We start from the raw sequence: 19,700 nt of genomic DNA on the forward strand, positions 1-19,700 counted from the left end.
GGCATTGCGCCCTTGGCGGCCGGCGTCGAGGCGGGTGAGCACGGCCTTGCCGGAGATCCGGCTCAGGATCAGGCCGATCATCCGGGGCAACTGGTGCTGGTCCCCGCGCCCCCGTCGTGTCGTCCCGCTCCGAGAACAAACTTGTCAGCCCCACTGGTGCCGCGCCGGCAAGTCCGGCATTATGCGCTCACGGATTTGCCGGGGGTGATCCCGATCACCTGAGGAGGTGGCGCATGTCAGATCTCATCGGCGCCGAGGGCCACGCGCTCTGGCTCGCCGCCCTGCTGCTCGCCTTGGTCAGCGGACTCGCCGTGGCACTGGTCGCCGCGTCCCGCGGTGGGCTGCCACCACGCCGATAATGGGCTGATGCGCTTCGCCACCTGGAACGTCAACTCCGTCAAGGCCCGGCTGCCCCGCCTGCTCGACTGGCTCGCGACGACCGTCCCCGACGTGCTGCTGCTGCAGGAGACCAAGGTCGGCGAGGACGCCTTCCCGTCCGCCGAGGTCGCCGAGCTGGGGTACGAGACCGCCGCGTACGGGCAGGGCCGCTGGAACGGTGTCGCGATCCTCTCCCGTGTCGGGCTCTCCGAGGTCCGGCGCGGATTCCCCGGGGAGCCGGGCTTCCCCGATCCCGAGGCGCGCGCGATCGCGGCCGTCTGCGACAAGATCAGATTCATGTCGGTGTACGTTCCCAACGGCCGCACCCCGGACGACCCGCACTACACCTACAAGCTGGAGTGGCTGCGCGCCCTGCGCCAGACGCTCGCCGAGGACCTGGCAGCCGGTCCCCTGATCGTCGCCGGCGACTTCAACGTGGCCCCCGCCGACGCCGACGTCTGGGACCCCGCCGTGTTCGCCGGGTCGACCCACGTCACGCCGCCGGAGCGGGAGGCGATCGCCGCGCTGCGCGACCTCGGGCTCACCGACGTGCCGGCCCGCGCCATGAAGGGCGACCACCCGTTCACCTATTGGGATTACCGCGCCGGGATGTTCCATCAGAACAAGGGCATGCGGATCGATCACGTCTACGCCGACGCCGGGCTGGCCGCCGCGGTGACGGATGCCGTGGTGGATCGCGAGGCCCGCAAGGGCAAGGGCCCCTCCGACCACGCCCCGATCGTCGTCGATCTGCGACGCTGAACGGCGTCGCCGGGGCAGACGCGATGCCCGTTTCACCGATGAACCCCGTAGGCTGGTGTAGTTCTGCACGACTCGGCGGGGAGACGGGAGGGACCCTTGGCTTCGCATGTGCCGGGTGCCGTGGTCACACCGTTCCTGCTGGAGGCCGCCTTCACGGCGGCCACCGAGGCGATGCTGCTCTGCTCCGCCGCTGACGACACGGTCCTGCTGGCGAACCCGGCCGCCCTCGGCCTGATCCCGGGCCTGCGGCCGGGAGATCGACTGACCGCGGCGCCGCTGCCCGAGCTGGCCGCTGCCGCGAGTGCCGGCATCGATTCCTTCCGGTCCGAGCACGAGGGCCGATTTCTGTACGGGCTGCGCCGCGCGCTCGACGACGACCACTACGCGTGGTTCTTCCGGGACCACACCGACGAGCACGAGCGGACGGCGGCCCTGGAGGCCGAGCGGGCCCGCGCCGCGTTCCTCGCCGACGCCGGCCGCCGGCTCTCCGCCTCGCTGCACCTGCGTCGCGTGCGCCGCACCACCGTGCAGCTCGCCGTCGAGCACCTGGCCGACGCGGCCGTCGTCATCCTCCCGCCGGACAAACGTCAGAGCGCCTTCACCCGGGCACTGCCCGGTCACACGATCGAGGAGGGCTCGCTCGGCGAGCACCGGCTCGGTGAGGTGCCGGGCCTGCGCGAGGTGATCGACGGCTTCCCGCCCATCCCGAGCCGCTGGCTGGACGCGTCGCAGGCGCCGGACTGGCTCTTCCCGGCCGCGTTCGGGCCGATCGGCGCGCTGCTGGTGACCCCGCTGCCGGGCAACGCCGAGCCGGCCGGCGTGCTGATCCTGGCCAAGGCCGGCGAGCACGCCACCTTCTCCCCGGAGGACGAGGCGCTCGCCCGCGTCTTCGCGACCCGGGCCGGGGCCGCTCTCGCCGCGGCCACCCTCTACCAGGAGCAGGTCGACACGGCCTCGGTCCTGCAGGCCGACCTGCTGCCGCCCGAGCTGCCGCAGACCGAGGGCTTCGAGCTCGCCGGGTCCTACCAGGCGGCCCGCGAGACGATGCTGGTCGGCGGCGACTTCTACGAGGCTTTCGGCCCGTCCGAGACCAGCCCGGACACTGTCGTCGCGCTCGGCGACGTGTGCGGCACCGGGCCCGAGGCGGCCGTGATGACCGGCAAGGTGCGCCAGACGCTGCGCGCGTTGCGCGTGCTCAAGGCCGGTCCGGAAACCATGCTGCGGGTGCTCAACCAGGCGCTGACCGAGTCCGGCCGGCGTCAGCGGTTCGTCACCCTGGTGATCGGCTCGGTGACCCGGGCCGACCACGGGCGGATCCGGCTCGAGCTGGCCAGCGGCGGTCACCCGCCCCCGCTGGTGCTGCGCGGCGACGGCACGGTCGAGGAGGTCCCGGCCACCGGCACGCTGATCGGGGTCATGCCGCACACGTCGGTGCGGCCCGCCACCGTCGAGCTCGCGCCCGGTGAGCTGTGCCTGCTCTACAGCGACGGGCTCACCGAGGCCCGGGGCGGCCCGTCCGGCGCCGAGCAGTTCGGCGAGGCCCGGCTGCGGCGTGCCCTCGCCGAGTGCGCGGGGCTGCCCGGCGCGGTCACCCTGGAGCGGCTGCGCCAGCTCGTCTCCGACTGGGTGCACGGCGGGGTCACCGACGACATCGCCATGCTGGCCGTCCGCGCGCACACCCGGACACCGCTGACCCTGCGCGGGGGCGGTGCGCGCAACCAGTCGCCGTACCTGACGGCCGCCCGGGGTGGCGATCGCAGGGTCCGGCCACGCGCATGATGGGTATGTCCCTGGCATGATCACGTCGGCTCCGACCCGATCCCTCCACGATCCCGACCTCGTCGAGCGGTACCTGCACCTGATCGGGGACGGTGACGAGCAGGGCGCCTGTGATCTGGCGGTGTCCCTGCTCGACCAGGGCGTGCCCGCGCAACGGATCATGGTCGACCTGATCGGCGGCAGTCAGGGCCGGGTCGGTGAGCTGTGGGCCGCCAACGAGTGGTCGGTCGCCCGCGAGCACGCCGCCACCGCTGTCAACGAACGTGTCCTGGCCGTGGTCGCCGGACGCCTGCGCACCACCGCCCGCCGTGGCCGGATCACCCTGGCCTGCGTCGACGGCGAATGGCACGGCCTGCCCGCGCGCATCCTCGCCGAGCTGCTGCGGATGGACGGCTGGCGGGTCGACTTCCTCGGGGCGAGCGTCCCCGGCCCGCACCTGATCACCCACCTGCACCAGACCGGGCCGGACGCGGTGGCCCTCAGCTGCATGATCCCGACCCGGCTCCCCCGCGCCCACGCCGCCATCACCGCCTGCCGCGCCGCCGGGGTCCCGGTGATCGCCGGTGGCCGCGGTTTCGGCGCCGGCAGCCGCTACGCGGAACGCCTCGGCGCTGACGCCTGGGCGGCCACTGCCGAGGAGGCGGTCATCCGCCTGGCGTCGGACTGGCCACCGCCGCCGGCCCCGGACTTCCCGTCGCACCTGGCGGACTTCCTCGGCGACGAGGAGTACACGCATCTCGTCCGGTCCCGCCCGCAGCTGATCGAGACGGCGATGCAGCGCCTGGCGGTGGTGGTCCCGGCCGTCCAGGACTACGACGAGCAGCAGCGGGAAGCGACGATGGAGGACTTCGGCCACATCGCCGACTTCCTGGCCGCGTCGCTCTACGTCGACGAGCCGCAGATCTTCCTGGACTTCACCACCTGGACCGCCGGGGTCCTCACGGCTCGTGGCGTGCCGATCGCCGCGCTGACGGCCGGCCTGCGCCTGGTCCGTGACCAGCTCATCGACTTCCCCAAGGCCACCGCCACCCTGAACCGGTCCCTGGAGACTCTCCCCACTCCCTGACCAGCCCCGCTCACCGCCCCCGGCTGGTCTTGAGGGTTGTTTTCGGGCCCGAAGACAACCCTCAGCACCAGCCGGCCACCCCGAACCGCGGCCGCAGCCGTCACGGGGAGTGGCTGGCGCTCACGGTTGTTTTCGGGCTCGCGAACGACCGTGAGCGCCAGCCGGCTACCGCGAGCCGCGAGCGGGAGTGCGGACCGCAGCGCCGGCGGTGTTCGGTCAGCTTCGGCGGAAGGCGTAGGTGCGACTGGACGGGGCACCGGCGACGCGGCCCGCGCGGGCCCGCCGGAGATCCGGACCTATGCCCGCACCGGCGGGCACGCCAGCGAATTACTTGCGGGCTCACGACGTACGGGAAAAGCGGACGGGCCGGCGGGGAAGCCGGCCCGTGACAGGAAAGCGGAGCTCAGCCGACCTGGATGTAGACGTCGTCGAGCTGGCCGTGGTACATGTCGCTGGACGCGCCGAAGTTCGGGCCTCCGATGCGCAGCGGCATGGTGTTGTCGACGGACAGGGTCGCCGGGATGGTGACCTTGGTGCCGGGGACACCGTCGACGGAGACGCTCAGCGTGGTCGCCGTGCGCTCGCAGACGATCTTGTGCCAGGCGCCGTCGGCGATCGGCTTGGCGGACGTCGCGGTGAAGGCCTGCGTCGTCCCCTTGCCGGTCATCGCGCACTGGGCGCGGCCGGTCTTGCCGGTGAGCTGCATCTTCCAGACGCTCTCGGCGCCGGCCAGGCCCTTCTGCATGATGTTCGCCTTGCCCTTCATCTGGGCGGCGGTGACCCGCACGCTGGCGGCCCAGCGGAAGGTGCGGACGCCCGGGTTGAGGTCCGGGCTGTTCGGCGCCTCCAGGATCGCGCGGGCGCAGGGGGCGGTGGTGGCGCACGGGACGGGGAACGCGGCGTAGCGGCCGGCGCCCTCGGTGTTGATCGCGACGGTGCCGTTGTCGGCGCCGCGGACGGTCAGGTTCGTCCCCTTGCCGGAGAGGTCGGAGATCTTCCCGGCGGTCGCGCCGCCGTCGAAGTTGTAGCGGGCGACCAGGGCCGGCGGCGCTGCCTCGCGCGGCGCGGCGGCCGCGGGGGCGGCCAGGGCCGGGATCGCCAAGAGACCAAGTGCAGAGATTTTGAGCAAGTTCATGCCCCAAACATGCCCGATCATGCCGGTTTGGGGGGTAATCAACGCGCTCAAGTAGATCGTACGGGTCAGAGAAGTCCCGCCGACTCCGCGATCAGGCACACCGCGACGAGTCGCAGCAGCGGCCACCCCGCGTTCGCCCAGCCCTCGACGGTGGTCGGTGCGCAGCCCGGCGCCGGGAGCGGACGGCGCATCCGGACCGACCCGGCGACGATGCTGCGCGCGTACGCCGCGAGCCCCTCGGCGTCGATCCCGCGCCCGGCTCCGAGCAGGGCCTCCCGGACGGCGGCCGCGTGCTGGTCGACGAGCGCGAGCAGGCCGGGCGCGGCGAGCGCGGCGGTGAGCCCGTCCACCCCGACGCGGGCCATCATCTCGTCGAGGTAGGTGTCGGCGGAAACAGTGGCGGCGGCGAAGGCGATGCTCTCGTTCGTCATGCGGAGAAACCTAAACGGCGCCGCCGGGCCACGACAGAGGTGTGACCCAACGGCACCGCAGGCGCACCGACCTGCAACTCTTCTCAGAGCGGCAGGGCGTCCATCGCCTTGAAGATGCGCTTGTCCGAGACCGGGTAGGCGGTTCCGAGGGTCTGCGCGAAGAAGTTCACCCGCAGCTCCTCGATCATCCAGCGGATCTCCCGCAACCCGTCCTCGGCCGGCCCGCCCCGCGGCGCCTCGGCCTTCAGCTCGCGGTACTCCGCCTCGATCTCGTGGATCTGGGTGGTGAGCTGCCGGTCGCGCCCGAGGCCGCCGCCGAGCCGGTCCAGCCGGTACGAGACGGCGCGCAGGTACCGCGGCAGGTGGTGCAGCTGTTTCCACCCGGTCTCGGTCACGAACCCCGGGTACACCAGGCCCTTGAGCTGTACCCGGATGTCGGAGAGCGAGGCGAGCAGCATCGGGTCCTTGTAGGCGCGCAGCCGCTGGTCCACCTCGTACGCCGTGGCGAGCACGGCCTGCACCTGCGTGACGACGTTGGCGACCGCGTCGACCAGGTCCTCCCGGACGGTGTCGCGCAGCGAGGCGAACTCGACCGACGACCAGACCGGGCCGCCCGCGTCGGCGACGAGCCGGTCCACCGCCGCGCCCGCGCAGTCGTCGAGAAGGTCGGCGATCGACCGGTACGGGTTGGCCCGGGACAGCTCCAGTTTCGCGCGATTGTCCAGGCGCCCCTGCAGGAATCGCGCGGCCGGCGGCAACGTGAGCAGCAGCAGGCGACGGGTGCCGGCCCGCATCGCGATGCGCTGCTCCGGCTCGGTCTCGAACACCTTGACGCCGACGCTCGTGCCCTCGTCGACCAGGGCGGGCCAGACGTTGACGTCGTACCCCCCGCGGTTCTGCACCACCCGGCGCGGGATCGCGCCGAAGTCGTTGGTGGTGATGCCGGTGCGTTCCAGGGCGCCGGCCGCGCGCGAGATGGTGGCCTGCACCTTCGGCGCGAGCTGGCGGCGCAGCACTTCCAGGTCACGGCCCTCGCCGACGACTTCGCCGGCCTCGTTGACGATCCGGAAGTTCATCCGCAGGTGCTCGGGGACCTGGTCGGGACGCCAGGTGTCGCGCGGCACGATCGTCCCGGTGAGCCGCCGCAGCTCGTCGCCGACCGCGTCGGGCAGCGCGCCGCGGCGTGCCGGGATCCGGGCGAGCACCGCCTCGGCCCAGTCCGGCACCGGGACGAAGCTGGTGCGCAGCGCCTTGGGCAGGGCGCGGATCAGCGCGATCACGACGTCCTTGCGGAAGCCGGGCACCGACCAGCCGAAGTCGTCCGCGCTCACCTTGTTGATCAGGTCGAGCGGGATCCGGACGGTGACGCCGTCGGCGTGCGACGTCGGCTCGAACTCGTAGGTCAGCGGCAGTTTCACGCCGGCCGCCAGCCACGCGTCCGGGAAAGCGTTCGGGTCGATGGTGTCCCGGCCCGCGTTGACGAGATCCTCACGGGTGAAATGCAGCAGTTCCGGATTCTCCCGGCCGGCTTTCTTCCACCAGCCGTCGAAATGCCGCGACGAGACGACATCGGCCGGAATGCGCGCGTCGTAGAGGGCGTAGACCGTCTCGTCGTCGACCGCGATGTCCCGCCGCCGGGCACGATTCTCGATCTCGGTGATCTGCTTCAGCAACCGCCGGTTCGCGTCGAAGAACTTGTGGTGCGTCTCCCAGTCGCCCTCGACCAGCGCGTGCCGGATGAACAGCTCGCGGGCGACGACCGGGTCGATTCTTCCGTATTGCACGCGCCGTCGCGGGACGATCGGCAAGCCGTAGAGCATGACCTTCTCGAAGGCCATCACGGCGCCCATCTTCCGGTCCCAGTGCGGCTCGCTGTAGGAGCTCTTGACCAGGTGCGGGGCGAGTTTCTCGGCCCATTCCGGCTCGATCCGCGCGTTGACCCGGGCCCACAGGCGGCTGGTCTCGACGAGCTCGGCCGACATCATCCACTTCGGCTGCCGCTTGAAGAGCACCGAGCCGGGGAAGACGGCGAACTTCGCGCCGCGGGCACCCAGGTACTCCCGCTTCTCCGGGTCCTTGAACCCGATGTGGCTGAGCAGGCCCGCGAGCAATGCGGTGTGCACCGGCTGCGGCGCGACTCCCGCTTCCCAGTCCTCTTTCAGGGACAGATCGAGCGTACGGACGACCGACCGCAACTGCGTGTAGATGTCCTGCCATTCCCGGACCCGCAGATAGTTCAGGAATTCGGAACGGCACAGCCGGCGAAACTGGTTCCCGGACAGTTCCCGCTGTTTCTCCCGCAGATAGCGCCACAGGTTCAGGTACGTGAAGAAGTCCGATTCCTTGTCGACGAACCGGGAGTGCTTCTCGTCGGCCTGCTGCTGTTTCTCGGCGGGACGCTCGCGCGGGTCCTGGATCGACAGCGCGGCCGCGATCACCATGACCTCGGCGACACACTCCTGCTTGTCGGCCTCGATGACCATGCGGGCCAGGCGCGGGTCGACCGGGAGCTGGGCGAGCTGGCGGCCCATCGGGGTGAGCTTGCCGCCGGTGAGCGCGCCGAGCTCCTCCAGGAGCTTGACGCCGTCGGTGATGTTGCGCTTGTCCGGTGGGTCGATGAACGGGAACTTCCCGAGGTCGCCCAGGCCCAGGTTGGTCATCTGCAGGATGACCGAGGCCAGGTTCGTCCGCAGGATCTCCGGCTCGGTGAACTCGGGGCGGCCCTCGAAGTCCTCCTCGGAGTAGAGGCGGATGCAGATGCCGTCCGACGTACGCCCGCAGCGGCCCTTGCGCTGGTTCGCGCTGGCCTGCGACACCGCCTCGATCGGGAGTCGCTGCACCTTGAGCCGGTGGGAGTAGCGGCTGATCCGGGCGGTGCCGGGGTCGATCACGTAGCGGATGCCGGGCACGGTCAGCGACGTCTCGGCGACGTTGGTGGCCAGCACGATCCGCCGGGCGGCGTGGCGTTCGAAGACCTTGTGCTGCTCGGCCGCGGAGAGCCGGCCGTACAGCGGGATGATCTCGGTGTTCCGCAGGTTCTTCTTCTCCAGCGCGTCGGCGGTGTCCCGGATGTCCCGCTCGCCGGAGAGGAACACCAGGATGTCGCCGTCGGTGGGCAGCTCGTCGACGGCGGCCGAGATGCCCTCGGTCTGGTCGATCGGCTCCTCGCGGACCTCGTCATCGTCGATCACGGTGGTGGTGACCAGCGGGCGGTAGCGGACCTCCACGGGATAGGTCCGGCCGGAGACCTCGATCACCGGCGCGGGCTTGCCGTCCGCGTCCGCGAAGTGCTCGGCGAAGCGCTGCGTCTCGATCGTCGCCGACGTGATGATCAGCTTGAGGTCGGGCCGCCGGGGCAGCAGGTCCCGCAGATAGCCCAGGATGAAGTCGATGTTGAGGCTGCGCTCGTGCGCCTCGTCGATGATCAGGGTGTCGTAGCGCCGCAGCATCCGGTCGGTCTGGATCTCCGCGAGGAGGATGCCGTCGGTCATCACCTTGACCAGCGTGTCGTCGCCGACCTGATCGGTGAAGCGGACCTTGTAGCCGACCGTGGACCCGAGCGGCCGGTCCAGCTCCTCGGCGATGCGCTCGGCGACCGTGCGCGCCGCGATCCGGCGTGGCTGGGTGTGCCCGATCTGGCCGCGCACCCCGCGGCCCAGCTCGAGGCAGATCTTCGGGATCTGGGTGGTCTTGCCCGACCCGGTCTCGCCGGCCACGACCACCACCTGGTGGTCGCGGATCGCGGCGGCGATGTCGTCCTTGCGGGCGCTGACCGGCAATGCCTGCGGGTACGTGATGGGAGGCACGGCGGCGGCCCGGCTCTCGCGGCGCGACTCGGCCGCCTCGACCTCGGCGGTGATCTCGGCGAGGGCGGCGGCTTTCGCACCGTCGTCGCGGATCCGTCTGGTGCCTTCGAGGCGGCGGCCGAGCCGGTGTTCGTCACGGGGAAGGAGCTGGGAGATCCGGCTGCGGAGCTCTGATGAAGGCGATGTCGACATGGCGCGCACAAGGATAGGCGGATCCGGCCAGAAACGCCTGGTGATTAACGCCGCCCCGGTTACGGGGCGGGCGGGTTGTCGGCCAGCCACTGGTCGATCGTGTCGTTCCTGACCGCGGCGAACATCGCGGTGGCGGCCGCGGTGTCGAGCTGGACCGCGGCACCGGCCGGGGTCTTCAGGTCCGCCGAGGTGTACGGCACGGTCGCGTACCCGATGCTGCCCGGCCGGATGTCACGGACGGCGAAGGCCAGGTCACGCAGGTCGAGATTCTCGTCGACGGTCAGCGACTCGGCCGCGATGCCGAGCAGCGTGTCGAGTTCGAGCGGCTTGTAGAGCAGGTTCCGCTCGGCCACCTTCCTGATCACGGACTGGACCACGAGCTGCTGGTTCTTGATCCGGCCGAAGTCGCCACCGGGCACGTCGTAGCGCTGCCGCATGAACTCCTCGGCAACCTCGCCGTTCATGTCGTGGCAGCCCTGCTTCCACTCCCGGTCGGAGAAGGTCGACCTCACGTCGTACGGGACGCAGACGTTCACCCCGTCGACGGCGTCGACGAGGTCCCGGATGCTGGCGAAGTTCGCGATCAGGGCGCCGTCCAGCGGGATGCCGGTCAGGTGACGCACCGTGGTGGCGGTCAGCGCGGCTCCGCCGTACGCGAAAGCGGAGTTGATCTTGTTCTTCCCGCCTTTCCAGGGTCCACCGGCGGGCACGTCGACGTAGCTGTCGCGCGGGATCGAGATGATCGTCGCCCGGTCCCGGCCGCGCGCGATGTGCACCAGCATGATGGTGTCCGAGCGCTCCCCGATCGGGCTCGTCCCGCCCGGCACGGCGGCCCGCGAGTCACTGCCGAGCAGCAGCAGGTTCAGCGGGCCGGACTCCCAGTTCCTCTTCGACTGCTCGGCCTCCTCCGGCGCCGCCGGGGGCAGCAACGAAGCGCGGTCCACCTTGTCGGAGTACCGGTCGACCAGGTAGTAACCGCCACCGGCCACACCCGACGAGACGATCAGGACCAGCGCCCCGAGCATGATCAGGGCTTTCTGCCACGCGGGCCGGCGCTTGTACCACCCACGGCGCCGCGGCTCGGGAGCGCCCTGATCCACTTCTTCCATCCGGCCACTGTGCCGAAAGGTCAAGATGGACAGATCATCCGAACGGATCGACCCCGTGTCCTCAGGACGGCTGAATCGGTATCCCGGTTGACGGGATCCAGATAACCGAATCGAGGTCGAGGGTGATCGTTGTCGCAGAGGACCACGACGACATCCGGTACGTGTTGAAGCGTTCCCTGGAACGCGCCGGGCACCGGGTGGTGGTCGCCGCCGACGGGGCGAGCGCCCTGGCCGCGGTCCGTGAGCATCGTCCGGATCTGGTCGTCACGGACGTCGACATGCCGCGGATGACCGGTCTCGACCTGTGCCGGGCGATCCGGGCCGACGACGACCTGCGACACATCCCGATCGTGGTGGCCAGCGGTTCCCTGATGCCCGGCGACTCCCAGGCCAGCGAGGCCGGGGCGTCCGCCACGCTGCTCAAGCCGTTCCTCCCGGCCCAACTGCTGGACCTGATCGCGGCCCTGCTCCCCCGGGCCACCCCCGACGGCGCGACCACCTGACCCGCCGGCTCAATCCACGGGCGCGCGCAGGCGTGCCGCCGCCGGATCGTGGGCCGATGGTTCGGCGGCGGGCAGCGCGGCCAGGCCGGGCAGCCGGCTGTCCATGATCGCGGCACGTTCGGCGAGCGCCCGTTCCAGCGCGGCACGCACCTGCGCGTCGTCCTCTTCCACGGGCTCGGTCGGGATGTGCTTCATGTCGGTCTCCTCCTGGTCGACTGCGGCCGGCAGGGTGAAGTGGAAGCGGCTGCCTCCACCGGGGTCGTCCTCGACGCCGATCTCCCCGCCGTGCCGTTCCACGACGCGACGGCAGATGGCCAGGCCCAGGCCCGTTCCGGCGTAACCGGCCGAGCCGGGCGCCCGGTGGAACGAGTCGAAGACGCGGGCCTTGTCCACGTCCGGGATGCCGATGCCGGCGTCCGTCACCCGGATCCGCACCCAGCCGGGCGCGGCCTCCTCGGCGGTGACGCCGGCGCGGGGCACGGTGCCCGGGCGCACGTACTTGAAGGCGTTGCCGATCAGGTTGTCCAGCACGTGCCGGAGCATCGCCGGATCGGCGTGGACGGCGGGCAGCGGCCCGACCGTCCATTCCGGCTCGGGCCCGCCGGTGCTGCGCAGGCTCGCGGCCCGTTCCTGGAGCACGTCGCGGACCAGCGGCTCCAGGTCGAGATCGGTCAGGTTCAGCGGGGCGTCCCGGGCGGTGCTGTACGCCAGCAGCGTCTCGATCAGGGTGTCCATCCGGTCGACCGCGCGCACGATCCGGGTCAGCGCGGCGCGCACCTCGGCCACGTCGCCCGGGTCGTCCAGGGCCAGCTCGCAGTGCCCGCGCACGATGGCCAGCGGGGACTTCAGGTCGTGCGCCACCACGCCGGCGAAGATCGCCAGGTCCTTCTCGTACTGCCGCAGGTCGGTGATGTCCCGGAAGACCGCGACCGCCCCGCGCTGCCCGGCGCTCGGGTCGAGCGGCCGCGCGTCGATGCCGAGCAGCACGCCGTCGGGCCGCCCGGCGTTGCGGATGAGCACCTCACCGGTGACTCCCGGCTCGCCGCGCATGGCCCGGATCAGCGGCATCTCGTCGATCGTCATCGGCGTGACGCCGTCCGCCCGGAACGCGCCGTAGTGCTCCTGCCACGTCTGCGGGTCGTCGCTGGACTCGGTCACGCCCATCAGTCGTTGCGCGGCCGGATTCTCCAGCAGGACGCGGCCACTGCCGTCGACGACGCTGACCCCGTCCCCGATCGTCGTCATGATCGCGCCGAGCAGCGCGGCGTGCTTGTGACTCTCCGCCTCGGCGCCGCGCAGCTCGGCGGTGGCCTGCTCGACCCGCTCACGGGCCCGGGCGCGGCCGGTCGCCAGCACGTAGACCAGCCCGGCGAACAGCGCGGTGAGGACGAACCCACCGGCCAGGACGATGCCCGGCAGGTGGCCGCCGGCGCCCGGGAGCCGGCCCGAGTCCGCCTGCAGGCTCAGCTCCCACACGTGGTCGGCGACGGGGATCGTCACCGAGCGGCTCAGGTCCGGGTCGCCGGGCACGTGCAGCCGGGCGATCTCGGCGCGACCGCCGTCGCTGTTGAGCGCCACCAGGCTGCCCTGGAGCTGGCCCTGGCTGACCGTCTTCAGCACGCCGGAGAGGAAGTCGCCGCCGCGCATGCCGAGGACCACCCAGCCGTGGAACACCGGATCGTTGGCACGGGTCAGGACCGGGGCCGCGAACAGGAACGAGTGCTGGCGCTCGCCGGCGGGCCGATTACGGTCGCGGAGCAGCACGTACGTGTCGGAGACCGTGCTCGCGCCGGTCTGCCGCGCGGTTCGCAGGGCGTCCGCGGGCTGCGGCACCCCGCCCAGGTCCGCGCCGGCCGAGGCGGTGGGAGCGTCCTGGTCGTTGAGCATCCGGGTGAGGACCGCGAAGTAGTGCTCGTCCGCGCCCCGGTCCGGGTTCAGGGTCAGCCCGTTCGCGCCGGCCGCGCGCCAGCGCTGCTGGGCGGCCGGGACGCCGGGGGTGGTGACCGGGACGACGTAGGCGACCGCGACCACCCCGAGCAGGTCGGCCGACTCCAGCGGCGAGCTCGCCCGATCGAAGTCGTCCCAGGTGACCTCGTCGTCGGTGGCCAGGCCGGCGGCGACGGTCTCGAGCAGGATCCGGTAGCGGTCGGTCTCCTTGTGGACCGCGGCGACGGCCATCTGGGCGCGCTGGTCCATCACCCGGCGGGTGTTCTCCCGCTGGGCGGCGCGCAGGCCGGCCACGGTCAGCAGCGTGGCCAGCAGGCCGCAGAGCACCACGGCCGTGGCCAGCGCCGGGCCGGTGTACCGGACGTCCCTCCACTTCACCATAAGGAGCGTAAGCCGCAAAACGCCCCCGTCGGCCGGACTTCGGCCAACGGGGGCTGTGCGATCACTTCCAGGTGTCGTACTTGTAGAGGTTGAACGCGGTCATGATGCCGGTGACCTTGGTGTAGTAGTTCGGGTCGGTGGCGTACCCGGCCTTCCACACCTGCCAGATGAAGTTGTTGGCGTCCTTGGTGTAGGCGAACGCCGGCGTGTACCGCTTGTTGACCTTCAGGAAGTTGCCGTGGTCCCGGAACGAGTGGGCCATCGTGGCGTACGTCCGGAACGCGTCCGACATCGGGAAGCACTTCCCGGCCTTGTCGCACTCGGTCGTCGCGTAGACGTGACAGCCGTTCGCCAGCGTGCCGTACGCACCGTTCTGGCACTTGATCCCGAAGTAGTTCCGGTCCACCGCGGCGAGCCCGCTGCGGCCCCAGCCGGACTCCAGGATGGCCTGGGCGATCGTGACTGACGGCGGGACGCCGTACTGACGCCAGCCGGCCTGCGCCCCGGACACCGCCGCCGCGATGAACTGGGCCTGGGTCGCCGTGGGCGTGGACGGCGCGGTCGTGGACGACGGCGCGCACGGCTTGAGGTCGGCGGAGACGACGTACGCGTGCGAGAGGTACCGTCCGTCGCTGAGCCGGTCCCACAGGTTCGTGGTGCGGACGGTGCCCTTCACGCCGGACCCGGGCACGGTGCAGACCAGCTGCACCGCGGCCCCGTTGACGACCTTGCGCACCGGCACCCCGGCCGCCGACGGCGTGGTCCGCACGTTCACCGGGCCGTCAGCGGTCCGGACCTTGCCGGCGACGTAGGCCGGGGTCGTCGCCTTGACCACCGGCTTGGCCTTGACCTTCTCGGCCACCGGCGCCGCCCCGCAGGACGGGATCTTCTTGGCGCTCGTGAGGTACGAGTCGGACACGTAGTACCCGTTGGTCAGCCGGTCCCAGGTGGCCGTCGTGCGCAGCTTGCCGCGCACGTTCTGGCCGGTCACCGAGCAGACCACGGTCACCTTCTGCCCGTCGTGCAGAGTTCCCTTGATCGCGGCCGCGAGCGACGGCGTGGCCCGCACCTTGAGCTGGCTGTTCACGTCGACGACGGCGGTCACGCCGGCTGCCTGGGCGGCCGACGGGGCAGCGCCCAGCCCGGCCCCGGCGGCAAGCACCAGCAGCGTGCCGGTGAGCAGTCGTCGGGAGCTGTGCCTCATGTAAACGTCCCCTTCGTTCCGGTCGGCGTCCGTATGACAGTGCGATCGGGCCGTTGCGGAACAGGGACGTGTCCGGGTGCGCGTGGGTTGCCACGCTTGGAAAATCGCGGGACGGGGAAAGGGCGTGTCCACACCCAGACCAACGGGCAAGATCAGGGAGAGGCATGACGGCGGTCGCAACACGTGCAGCACGACCCGGCGAGAGCTCGGCGACCGGTGGATGGCACGCCATATCTCCGCTGGTCACAGCACTGCTGGCGGCGGCCGGGGCGTTCCTGGTCTACCGCGTCTTCATCCGTACAGGGCTCGGCCAGACGATAGATAGCGCCGCCATGCGCGGTGGTGATATACACCACCCGCAGGTCAGCGAGGTGCTCAGCCGGACGCTCAACGCCACCCAGTTCGTCATCCTCGGGATCGTCTGCGTGATCGCCGCCGTCGTCGGCATCCTGCGCAGGCGTGTCGACCTGTCGATCGGCGTCGCAGTGCTGGTCGTCGCCGCGAACGTCGCGGCGCAGCAGCTCAAGGCCCACCTGGACCGCCCCGACCTGGACGGCACCGCGATGTCCAACTCGTTCCCCAGCGGGCACACGGCGGCCGCCGCATCGGTCGCGTTCGTGCTGGTCATGGCGTTCCCGCGGGCGCTGCGCGGCGCGATGGGCCTGCTCGGCGCGGCCTACGTCGCGGTCGTCGCGGTCGCCACCGTGTGGGCCGAGTGGCACCGCCCCAGCGACACCATCGCGGCGCTGCTCATCGTCCTGGCCTGCGGCTCGTTGATCATGTGGGTGATCCGGCTGCGCCGCTCGGCCGGCCCGCGCGCGTCGATCACCCCCGCCCGCGTCGCCACGCTGCCCCTCGCTCTGGTCGGCGCCATCTGCACCGCGGCCTGCGTGTTCGGCCTCGCCGCGGTGGCCATGTCCGAGCGGGTCATGCCGGATCTGGTGTCCGGCCGTTTCGCGTTCCTGACCGGTGTGGTGGCGATCATGGCCGCGACTGCCGGAACGTTCTATTTCTGGGTGCGGCTCACCGCCGGTGACCCGTTGCCCGAGCAGGGAGGCAAAGTCCGATGACCAACCCCACCACTCCGCAGGACGACCCGGCCGCCGCGGCGCCGCAGACCGCCGGAACCGTCCCGCCCGGCCCGGCCGGCGTCCCCCAGCTGCCCGCGCAGACCCTCGGCGTTCCCGGGCCGGCCGGTCCCACCGTCGTCGTCGGCAGCTACCCCGAGTACGCGCTCGCCCAGCGGGCCGTCGACCACCTCTCCGACAACAAGTTCCCGGTCGAGCGCACCTCGATCATCGGCACCGACCTGCGCCTCGTCGAGAACGTCCTCGGCCGCCTCACCGTCGGCCGCGCGGCCCTCGCCGGCGCGGCCAGCGGCGCCTGGTTCGGTCTCTTCATCGGCGTGCTGTTCGGCCTGTTCAGCGACTCCAACTGGTTCGCGGTCATCCTCACCACGGTCCTGATCGGCGCGGTCTGGGGCGCCATCTTCGGCGCGATCGCCCACGCCGCGACCGGCGGCCGGCGCGACTTCACCTCGCGCAGCTCGCTGCAGGCCGCCCAGTACGCGGTCCTCGCCGACGCCGAGGTGGCCGACGAGGCCAAGGCCCTGCTGGTCCGCCTGAACTGGCAGACCAGCGGCGCACAGTAAGCCGCGCCCCGTTCTTGCCGATGATCCGGCCGCCTTCCCGGTGGCCGGGCATCCCGCCGCCCACCTGAACGTTCAGTCAGGTGGGCGGCGTTTCCACCAAAGTCAAGATCTTCATATCCTGCCTTCGCTGTGGTCCGGATCGTCGCTCCCGCGGGGACCCTTGCGGGCTTCGCAGGGCCGTGGCCGGCCCAGAACGCAAAGCCCTCCAGGGCGGCCTCCGCGGCTGGGCACGCTCAAACCAAAGACCGCCGAAGGCGCCCCGCGACCACACGCGACCCGTGACCACACGCGGCCCGCGACCACACGCCCGTGATCAGACGCGGCCCGCGACCGGAGGCGACGTCCGTGGCCTGGTGCGCGACCCGGGCACACGCGAGGCCCGCATCGGGTCACCGCCGAGACGCGGCCCCGGTCCCAGCTGGTTCTCATGGACGTTATTCGTCCCTCATAACGTCCATGAGAACCAGCTGAGCAGCACGAGCGCACCGCGAGCCGGAGCCGGGACCAGCCGGCCCCGACGAGCCGGCGCTGAGGGCTGCCCGGCAGACCCGAAGCACCCCTCACCACCAGGGCCGGACGAAGCGAGCTGGCACTCACGGGTGCAACCCGGGCCCGAAGCACCCCTCAACGCCAGCCGGACACAGCGAGCTGGCACTCACGGCTGTGAAGCGGGCCAGAAACACCCGTCAGCACCAGCCGGGCGGGACCGGCGGGCGCTGAGGGGTGGGGTGTCGCTGGGTGGTTACAGGTCGGCGGCGAGCTGGGAGCGGAGCTTGGCCAGGGCCTTGGTCAGCAGGCGCGACACGTGCATCTGCGAGATCCCGATCTGGTCGGCGATCTGCGACTGTGTCAGGTTGCCGTAGAAGCGCAGGGTCAGGATCCGCTGCTCGCGGTCGTCCAGGGTGGCCAGGGCCGGGCCGAGGGCGACCCGGGTCTCGGCGAGCTCGTACTCGTGGTCCTCGCCGCCCAGGGTGTCGCCGAGCTCGGTGGAGCCGTCGGCGCTGATCGGGGTGGACAGCGAGGTGGCGTTGTAGGCGCGGGCGCCTTCCAGGCCCTCGAGCACCTCCTCCTCGCCGATGCCCAGGTGCCCGGCGATGTCCGGGACGGTCGGGGAACGGCCGAGGCGGTGCGTGAGCGTGCTGTTGGCCTCGGTGATCGCGAGACGCAGCTCCTGCAGGCGACGGGGGACGCGCACCGACCACGTACGGTCGCGGAAGTGTCTCTTGATCTCGCCGATGATCGTCGGGATGGCGTAGCCCGCGAAGTCGACCCCGCGCTCGGGATCGAACTTGTCGACCGCCTTGATCAGACCGACGGTGGCGGTCTGGATCAGGTCGTCGGTGGGCTCGCCACGGCCGGAGTAGCGGTTGGCCAGGTGCCGGGCGAGAGGCAGCCACGCCTCGATCGCCCTGTCCCTCAGTCGCGCCCGCGCGGGGCCCGGCGCGGTCACCGCCATGGCGGCGAGCAGATCGCTCGCGGTGGTCTCGGGGGCGCCCAGCGGCTGCCTGTTGTCTGCCTCGATGACTGTCATGCTGGTCCTCCATCAGCGGGCAGAGAGCCGTGCCCGCACGCGGCGACCGTCCGATTGAGCCGTTCGATTCGATTGAGCCGTTCGATGAAACCGTCCTGACTTGTCACGCTAGCCGACAAGACTAGCGCTGCCTAGCCGAAAGTATGAGTGACTCCACGTGAATGGGGGAACTACGGATCGAATTCCCCCGGGGGTGTCCGCCCGGTTACGGTGTCGCACCTTCGTGGTAGACAGCACGGCAGTAACAGACCAGCACGTCAGTGATGGACCAACACGGCAGCAGTGGACCAGCACGGCAGTAGTGACCAGCGGGAAGACGGGAAGACACGGATGACCATCCTCGGCATCGACATCGGCGGCTCGGGCGTCAAGGGCGCGCCGGTCGACACGGTGCGCGGCGAGCTGCTCGGCGAGCGGTTCCGCGTGCCCACCCCGCAGCCGGCCGACGTGGAGAGCGTGGTGGACGCGGTCGCCGAGGTGGCGGCCACGTTCGAGGGGTTCGACAGCGTGGGGGTGACGTTCCCCGGTGTGGTCGTCGACGGGGTGACGCGGACCGCGGCGAACGTGCACAAGTCGTGGATCGACGCGCCGGCCGCGCAGCTGTTCACCGACCGGCTGGGCAAGCCGGTGACGGTGCTCAACGACGCGGACGCGGCGGGCGCGGCCGAGGTCGCGTTCGGGGCGGGGCGGGACGAGTCCGGCCTGATCATGATGGTGACGCTGGGCACCGGCATCGGCACCGCGCTGTTCCTCGACGGCGTGCTGCTGCCGAACACCGAGCTCGGCCACCTGGAGCTGGACGGCAAGGACGCCGAGCTGATCGCCTCCGACCGGGTCCGCGAGGCGGAGGATCTGAGCTGGGAGAAGTTCGCGCATCGGGTCAGCAAGTACCTGCGTCACGTCGAGATGCTGCTCTCGCCGCGGCTGTTCATCATCGGCGGCGGGGTCAGCAAGAAGGCCGACAAGTACTTCCCGCTGCTGGAGATCCGCACGCCGGTCGTCGCGGCGACGCTGCTGAACAACGCCGGCATCATCGGCGCCGCGGTCTCCGCCGAGCAGGCCACGACCGGTCGTGGCGGGCAGCACCCGGGCTCGATCCCGGTGGACGCGAGCCGGCCGGGCACGCCGGGGGCCGCCGAGGCACACTCGGTGAACGCCGGGGAGGCGCGCTGATGGCCCGCACGATCGCCACGAACACGCACGCGAGCCGCGAGGAGCTGCTGGAGTTCCTGCGGCCACGGCACCACGCGATCCTGATGACGGTCCGCAAGGACGGGCGCCCGCAGTCCTCGCCGAACACGTGCGGCGTCGACGCCGAGGGCCGGATCGTGATCTCCAGCTACCCGGAGCGGGCGAAGGTCACGAACATCCGGCGCAACCCGCAGGTCACGGTCTGCGTGCTCTCCGACGAGTGGAACGGCGCGTGGGTCCAGGTCGACGGCACGGCCGAGGTGATCGACCTGCCCGACGCCGTGGAGCCCCTGGTGGAGTACTTCCGGGTCATCTCCGGCGAGCACTCGAACTGGGACGAGTACCGGCAGGCCATGGTCGACCAGGGCAAGTGCCTGATCCGCGTCACGATCGACTCCTGGGGCCCGATCGCGACCGGCGGCTTCCCGGCCCGGCTAGCCGACAGCTGAGACGACCGCACGGCCGGCACCCCCAGGAGGACAACGGGGTGCCGGCCGTGCGATTCCATCCCTCTTCGCAGGGGGTCAGGCGCGCTGTCCGGCGGGCGTCGGGGGACGCCCCAGCGGGCCGGAACGAAGAGGGCGGGCAAAGACTCGGAGTGGTGTCACCTCAGCCACCACGGATCGCGCCCGTC

16 protein-coding genes are annotated in these 19,700 nt (G+C 71.3%); 9 read left to right on the forward strand and 7 right to left on the reverse strand.

Annotated features, from left to right (window positions below; translation table 11 throughout):
• Positions 1-233: 233 nt before the first annotated feature.
• The 4 genes from Acy02nite_RS47130 (at position 234) to Acy02nite_RS03320 (ending at position 3,985) form a co-directional block, all read left to right on the forward strand.
• On the forward strand, positions 234-359 hold the full coding sequence (locus Acy02nite_RS47130) for a hypothetical protein (protein WP_264653230.1): 126 nt from the start codon (positions 234-236) through the stop codon (positions 357-359).
• 7 nt (positions 360-366) lie between these two features.
• Complete coding sequence (locus Acy02nite_RS03310) at positions 367-1,140, forward strand: exodeoxyribonuclease III (RefSeq protein ID WP_203738265.1); 774 nt, start codon at positions 367-369, stop codon at positions 1,138-1,140.
• Between the two features lie 96 nt (positions 1,141-1,236).
• On the forward strand, positions 1,237-2,919 hold the full coding sequence (locus Acy02nite_RS03315; RefSeq protein WP_239174146.1) for a PP2C family protein-serine/threonine phosphatase: 1,683 nt from the start codon (positions 1,237-1,239) through the stop codon (positions 2,917-2,919).
• Positions 2,920-2,935: 16 nt separating this feature from the next.
• Positions 2,936-3,985: a cobalamin B12-binding domain-containing protein gene (locus tag Acy02nite_RS03320; protein ID WP_203738266.1), complete on the forward strand. Its 1,050-nt coding sequence runs from the start codon at positions 2,936-2,938 to the stop codon at positions 3,983-3,985.
• A 403-nt stretch (positions 3,986-4,388) separates the two neighbouring features.
• Here Acy02nite_RS03320 and Acy02nite_RS03325 read toward each other — a convergent pair whose 3' ends face one another.
• From Acy02nite_RS03325 to Acy02nite_RS03340, 4 genes are all read right to left on the reverse strand, one after another.
• Positions 4,389-5,087, reverse strand: coding sequence for a LamG-like jellyroll fold domain-containing protein (locus tag Acy02nite_RS03325; RefSeq protein WP_239174148.1), 699 nt, complete (start codon positions 5,085-5,087; stop codon positions 4,389-4,391).
• Between the two features lie 98 nt (positions 5,088-5,185).
• Positions 5,186-5,551, reverse strand: coding sequence for a DUF6401 family natural product biosynthesis protein (locus Acy02nite_RS03330; protein WP_203738268.1), 366 nt, complete (start codon positions 5,549-5,551; stop codon positions 5,186-5,188).
• Between the two features lie 83 nt (positions 5,552-5,634).
• Positions 5,635-9,549 carry an ATP-dependent RNA helicase HrpA gene (hrpA, locus tag Acy02nite_RS03335; protein WP_203738269.1) on the reverse strand — a complete coding sequence of 1,305 codons (3,915 nt, stop codon included), beginning with the start codon at positions 9,547-9,549 and terminating at the stop codon, positions 5,635-5,637.
• A 59-nt stretch (positions 9,550-9,608) separates the two neighbouring features.
• Positions 9,609-10,658, reverse strand: a complete 1,050-nt coding sequence (locus tag Acy02nite_RS03340) for an LCP family protein (RefSeq protein WP_203738270.1) — start codon at positions 10,656-10,658, stop codon at positions 9,609-9,611.
• Positions 10,659-10,780: 122 nt separating this feature from the next.
• On the opposite strand from Acy02nite_RS03340, the gene Acy02nite_RS03345 reads away from it, so the two are divergent.
• Positions 10,781-11,161 (forward strand): response regulator, encoded by a 381-nt coding sequence (locus Acy02nite_RS03345; RefSeq protein ID WP_203738271.1) that lies wholly within the window; start codon positions 10,781-10,783, stop codon positions 11,159-11,161.
• A 9-nt stretch (positions 11,162-11,170) separates the two neighbouring features.
• On the opposite strand, the gene Acy02nite_RS03350 is transcribed toward Acy02nite_RS03345, so the two are convergent.
• Together Acy02nite_RS03350 and gsmA are read right to left on the reverse strand one after the other, a co-directional pair.
• Positions 11,171-13,489, reverse strand: coding sequence for an ATP-binding protein (locus tag Acy02nite_RS03350; protein WP_203738272.1), 2,319 nt, complete (start codon positions 13,487-13,489; stop codon positions 11,171-11,173).
• Between the two features lie 61 nt (positions 13,490-13,550).
• Entirely contained in the window at positions 13,551-14,693 is a 1,143-nt protein-coding gene (gene gsmA, locus Acy02nite_RS03355) for a sporangiospore maturation cell wall hydrolase GsmA (protein WP_203738273.1), read from the reverse strand.
• 164 nt (positions 14,694-14,857) lie between these two features.
• Here gsmA and Acy02nite_RS03360 point away from each other — a divergent pair, with 164 nt between their 5' ends.
• Together Acy02nite_RS03360 and Acy02nite_RS03365 are read left to right on the forward strand one after the other, a co-directional pair.
• Entirely contained in the window at positions 14,858-15,763 is a 906-nt protein-coding gene (locus Acy02nite_RS03360; RefSeq protein ID WP_203738274.1) for a phosphatase PAP2 family protein, read from the forward strand.
• Entirely contained in the window at positions 15,760-16,344 is a 585-nt protein-coding gene (locus Acy02nite_RS03365) for a YflT domain-containing protein (protein ID WP_203738275.1), read from the forward strand. The genes Acy02nite_RS03360 and Acy02nite_RS03365 overlap by 4 nt, the downstream gene beginning before the upstream one ends.
• A 742-nt stretch (positions 16,345-17,086) precedes the next feature.
• On the opposite strand, the gene Acy02nite_RS03370 is transcribed toward Acy02nite_RS03365, so the two are convergent.
• Complete coding sequence (locus Acy02nite_RS03370; RefSeq protein ID WP_203738276.1) at positions 17,087-17,875, reverse strand: RNA polymerase sigma factor SigF; 789 nt, start codon at positions 17,873-17,875, stop codon at positions 17,087-17,089.
• 330 nt (positions 17,876-18,205) lie between these two features.
• Between Acy02nite_RS03370 and ppgK the strand changes: the two genes are divergently transcribed.
• Positions 18,206-19,048, forward strand: a complete 843-nt coding sequence (gene ppgK / locus Acy02nite_RS03375) for a polyphosphate--glucose phosphotransferase (RefSeq protein WP_203738277.1) — start codon at positions 18,206-18,208, stop codon at positions 19,046-19,048.
• Positions 19,048-19,515 carry a PPOX class F420-dependent oxidoreductase gene (locus Acy02nite_RS03380; protein ID WP_203738278.1) on the forward strand — a complete coding sequence of 156 codons (468 nt, stop codon included), beginning with the start codon at positions 19,048-19,050 and terminating at the stop codon, positions 19,513-19,515. The genes ppgK and Acy02nite_RS03380 overlap by 1 nt, the downstream gene beginning before the upstream one ends.
• Positions 19,516-19,700 lie beyond the last annotated feature (185 nt).

Source organism: Actinoplanes cyaneus, from assembly GCF_016862095.1.
Lineage (GTDB): Bacteria > Actinomycetota > Actinomycetes > Mycobacteriales > Micromonosporaceae > Actinoplanes > Actinoplanes cyaneus.

Excerpts from the sequence above, each read along its gene's own strand:
- Acy02nite_RS47130 (WP_264653230.1), top strand. The coding sequence starts at position 234 with ATGTCAGATCTCATCGGCGCCGAGGGCCACGCGCTCTGGCTCGCCGCC.
- Acy02nite_RS03310 (WP_203738265.1), top strand. The coding sequence starts at position 367 with ATGCGCTTCGCCACCTGGAACGTCAACTCCGTCAAGGCCCGGCTGCCC.
- Acy02nite_RS03320 (WP_203738266.1), top strand. The coding sequence starts at position 2,936 with ATGATCACGTCGGCTCCGACCCGATCCCTCCACGATCCCGACCTCGTC.
- Acy02nite_RS03330 (WP_203738268.1), bottom strand. The coding sequence starts at position 5,551 with ATGACGAACGAGAGCATCGCCTTCGCCGCCGCCACTGTTTCCGCCGAC.
- hrpA (WP_203738269.1), bottom strand. The coding sequence starts at position 9,549 with ATGTCGACATCGCCTTCATCAGAGCTCCGCAGCCGGATCTCCCAGCTC.
- Acy02nite_RS03340 (WP_203738270.1), bottom strand. The coding sequence starts at position 10,658 with ATGGAAGAAGTGGATCAGGGCGCTCCCGAGCCGCGGCGCCGTGGGTGG.
- Acy02nite_RS03350 (WP_203738272.1), bottom strand. The coding sequence starts at position 13,489 with ATGGTGAAGTGGAGGGACGTCCGGTACACCGGCCCGGCGCTGGCCACG.
- gsmA (WP_203738273.1), bottom strand. The coding sequence starts at position 14,693 with ATGAGGCACAGCTCCCGACGACTGCTCACCGGCACGCTGCTGGTGCTT.
- Acy02nite_RS03360 (WP_203738274.1), top strand. The coding sequence starts at position 14,858 with ATGACGGCGGTCGCAACACGTGCAGCACGACCCGGCGAGAGCTCGGCG.
- Acy02nite_RS03365 (WP_203738275.1), top strand. The coding sequence starts at position 15,760 with ATGACCAACCCCACCACTCCGCAGGACGACCCGGCCGCCGCGGCGCCG.
- Acy02nite_RS03370 (WP_203738276.1), bottom strand. The coding sequence starts at position 17,875 with ATGACAGTCATCGAGGCAGACAACAGGCAGCCGCTGGGCGCCCCCGAG.
- ppgK (WP_203738277.1), top strand. The coding sequence starts at position 18,206 with ATGACCATCCTCGGCATCGACATCGGCGGCTCGGGCGTCAAGGGCGCG.
- Acy02nite_RS03380 (WP_203738278.1), top strand. The coding sequence starts at position 19,048 with ATGGCCCGCACGATCGCCACGAACACGCACGCGAGCCGCGAGGAGCTG.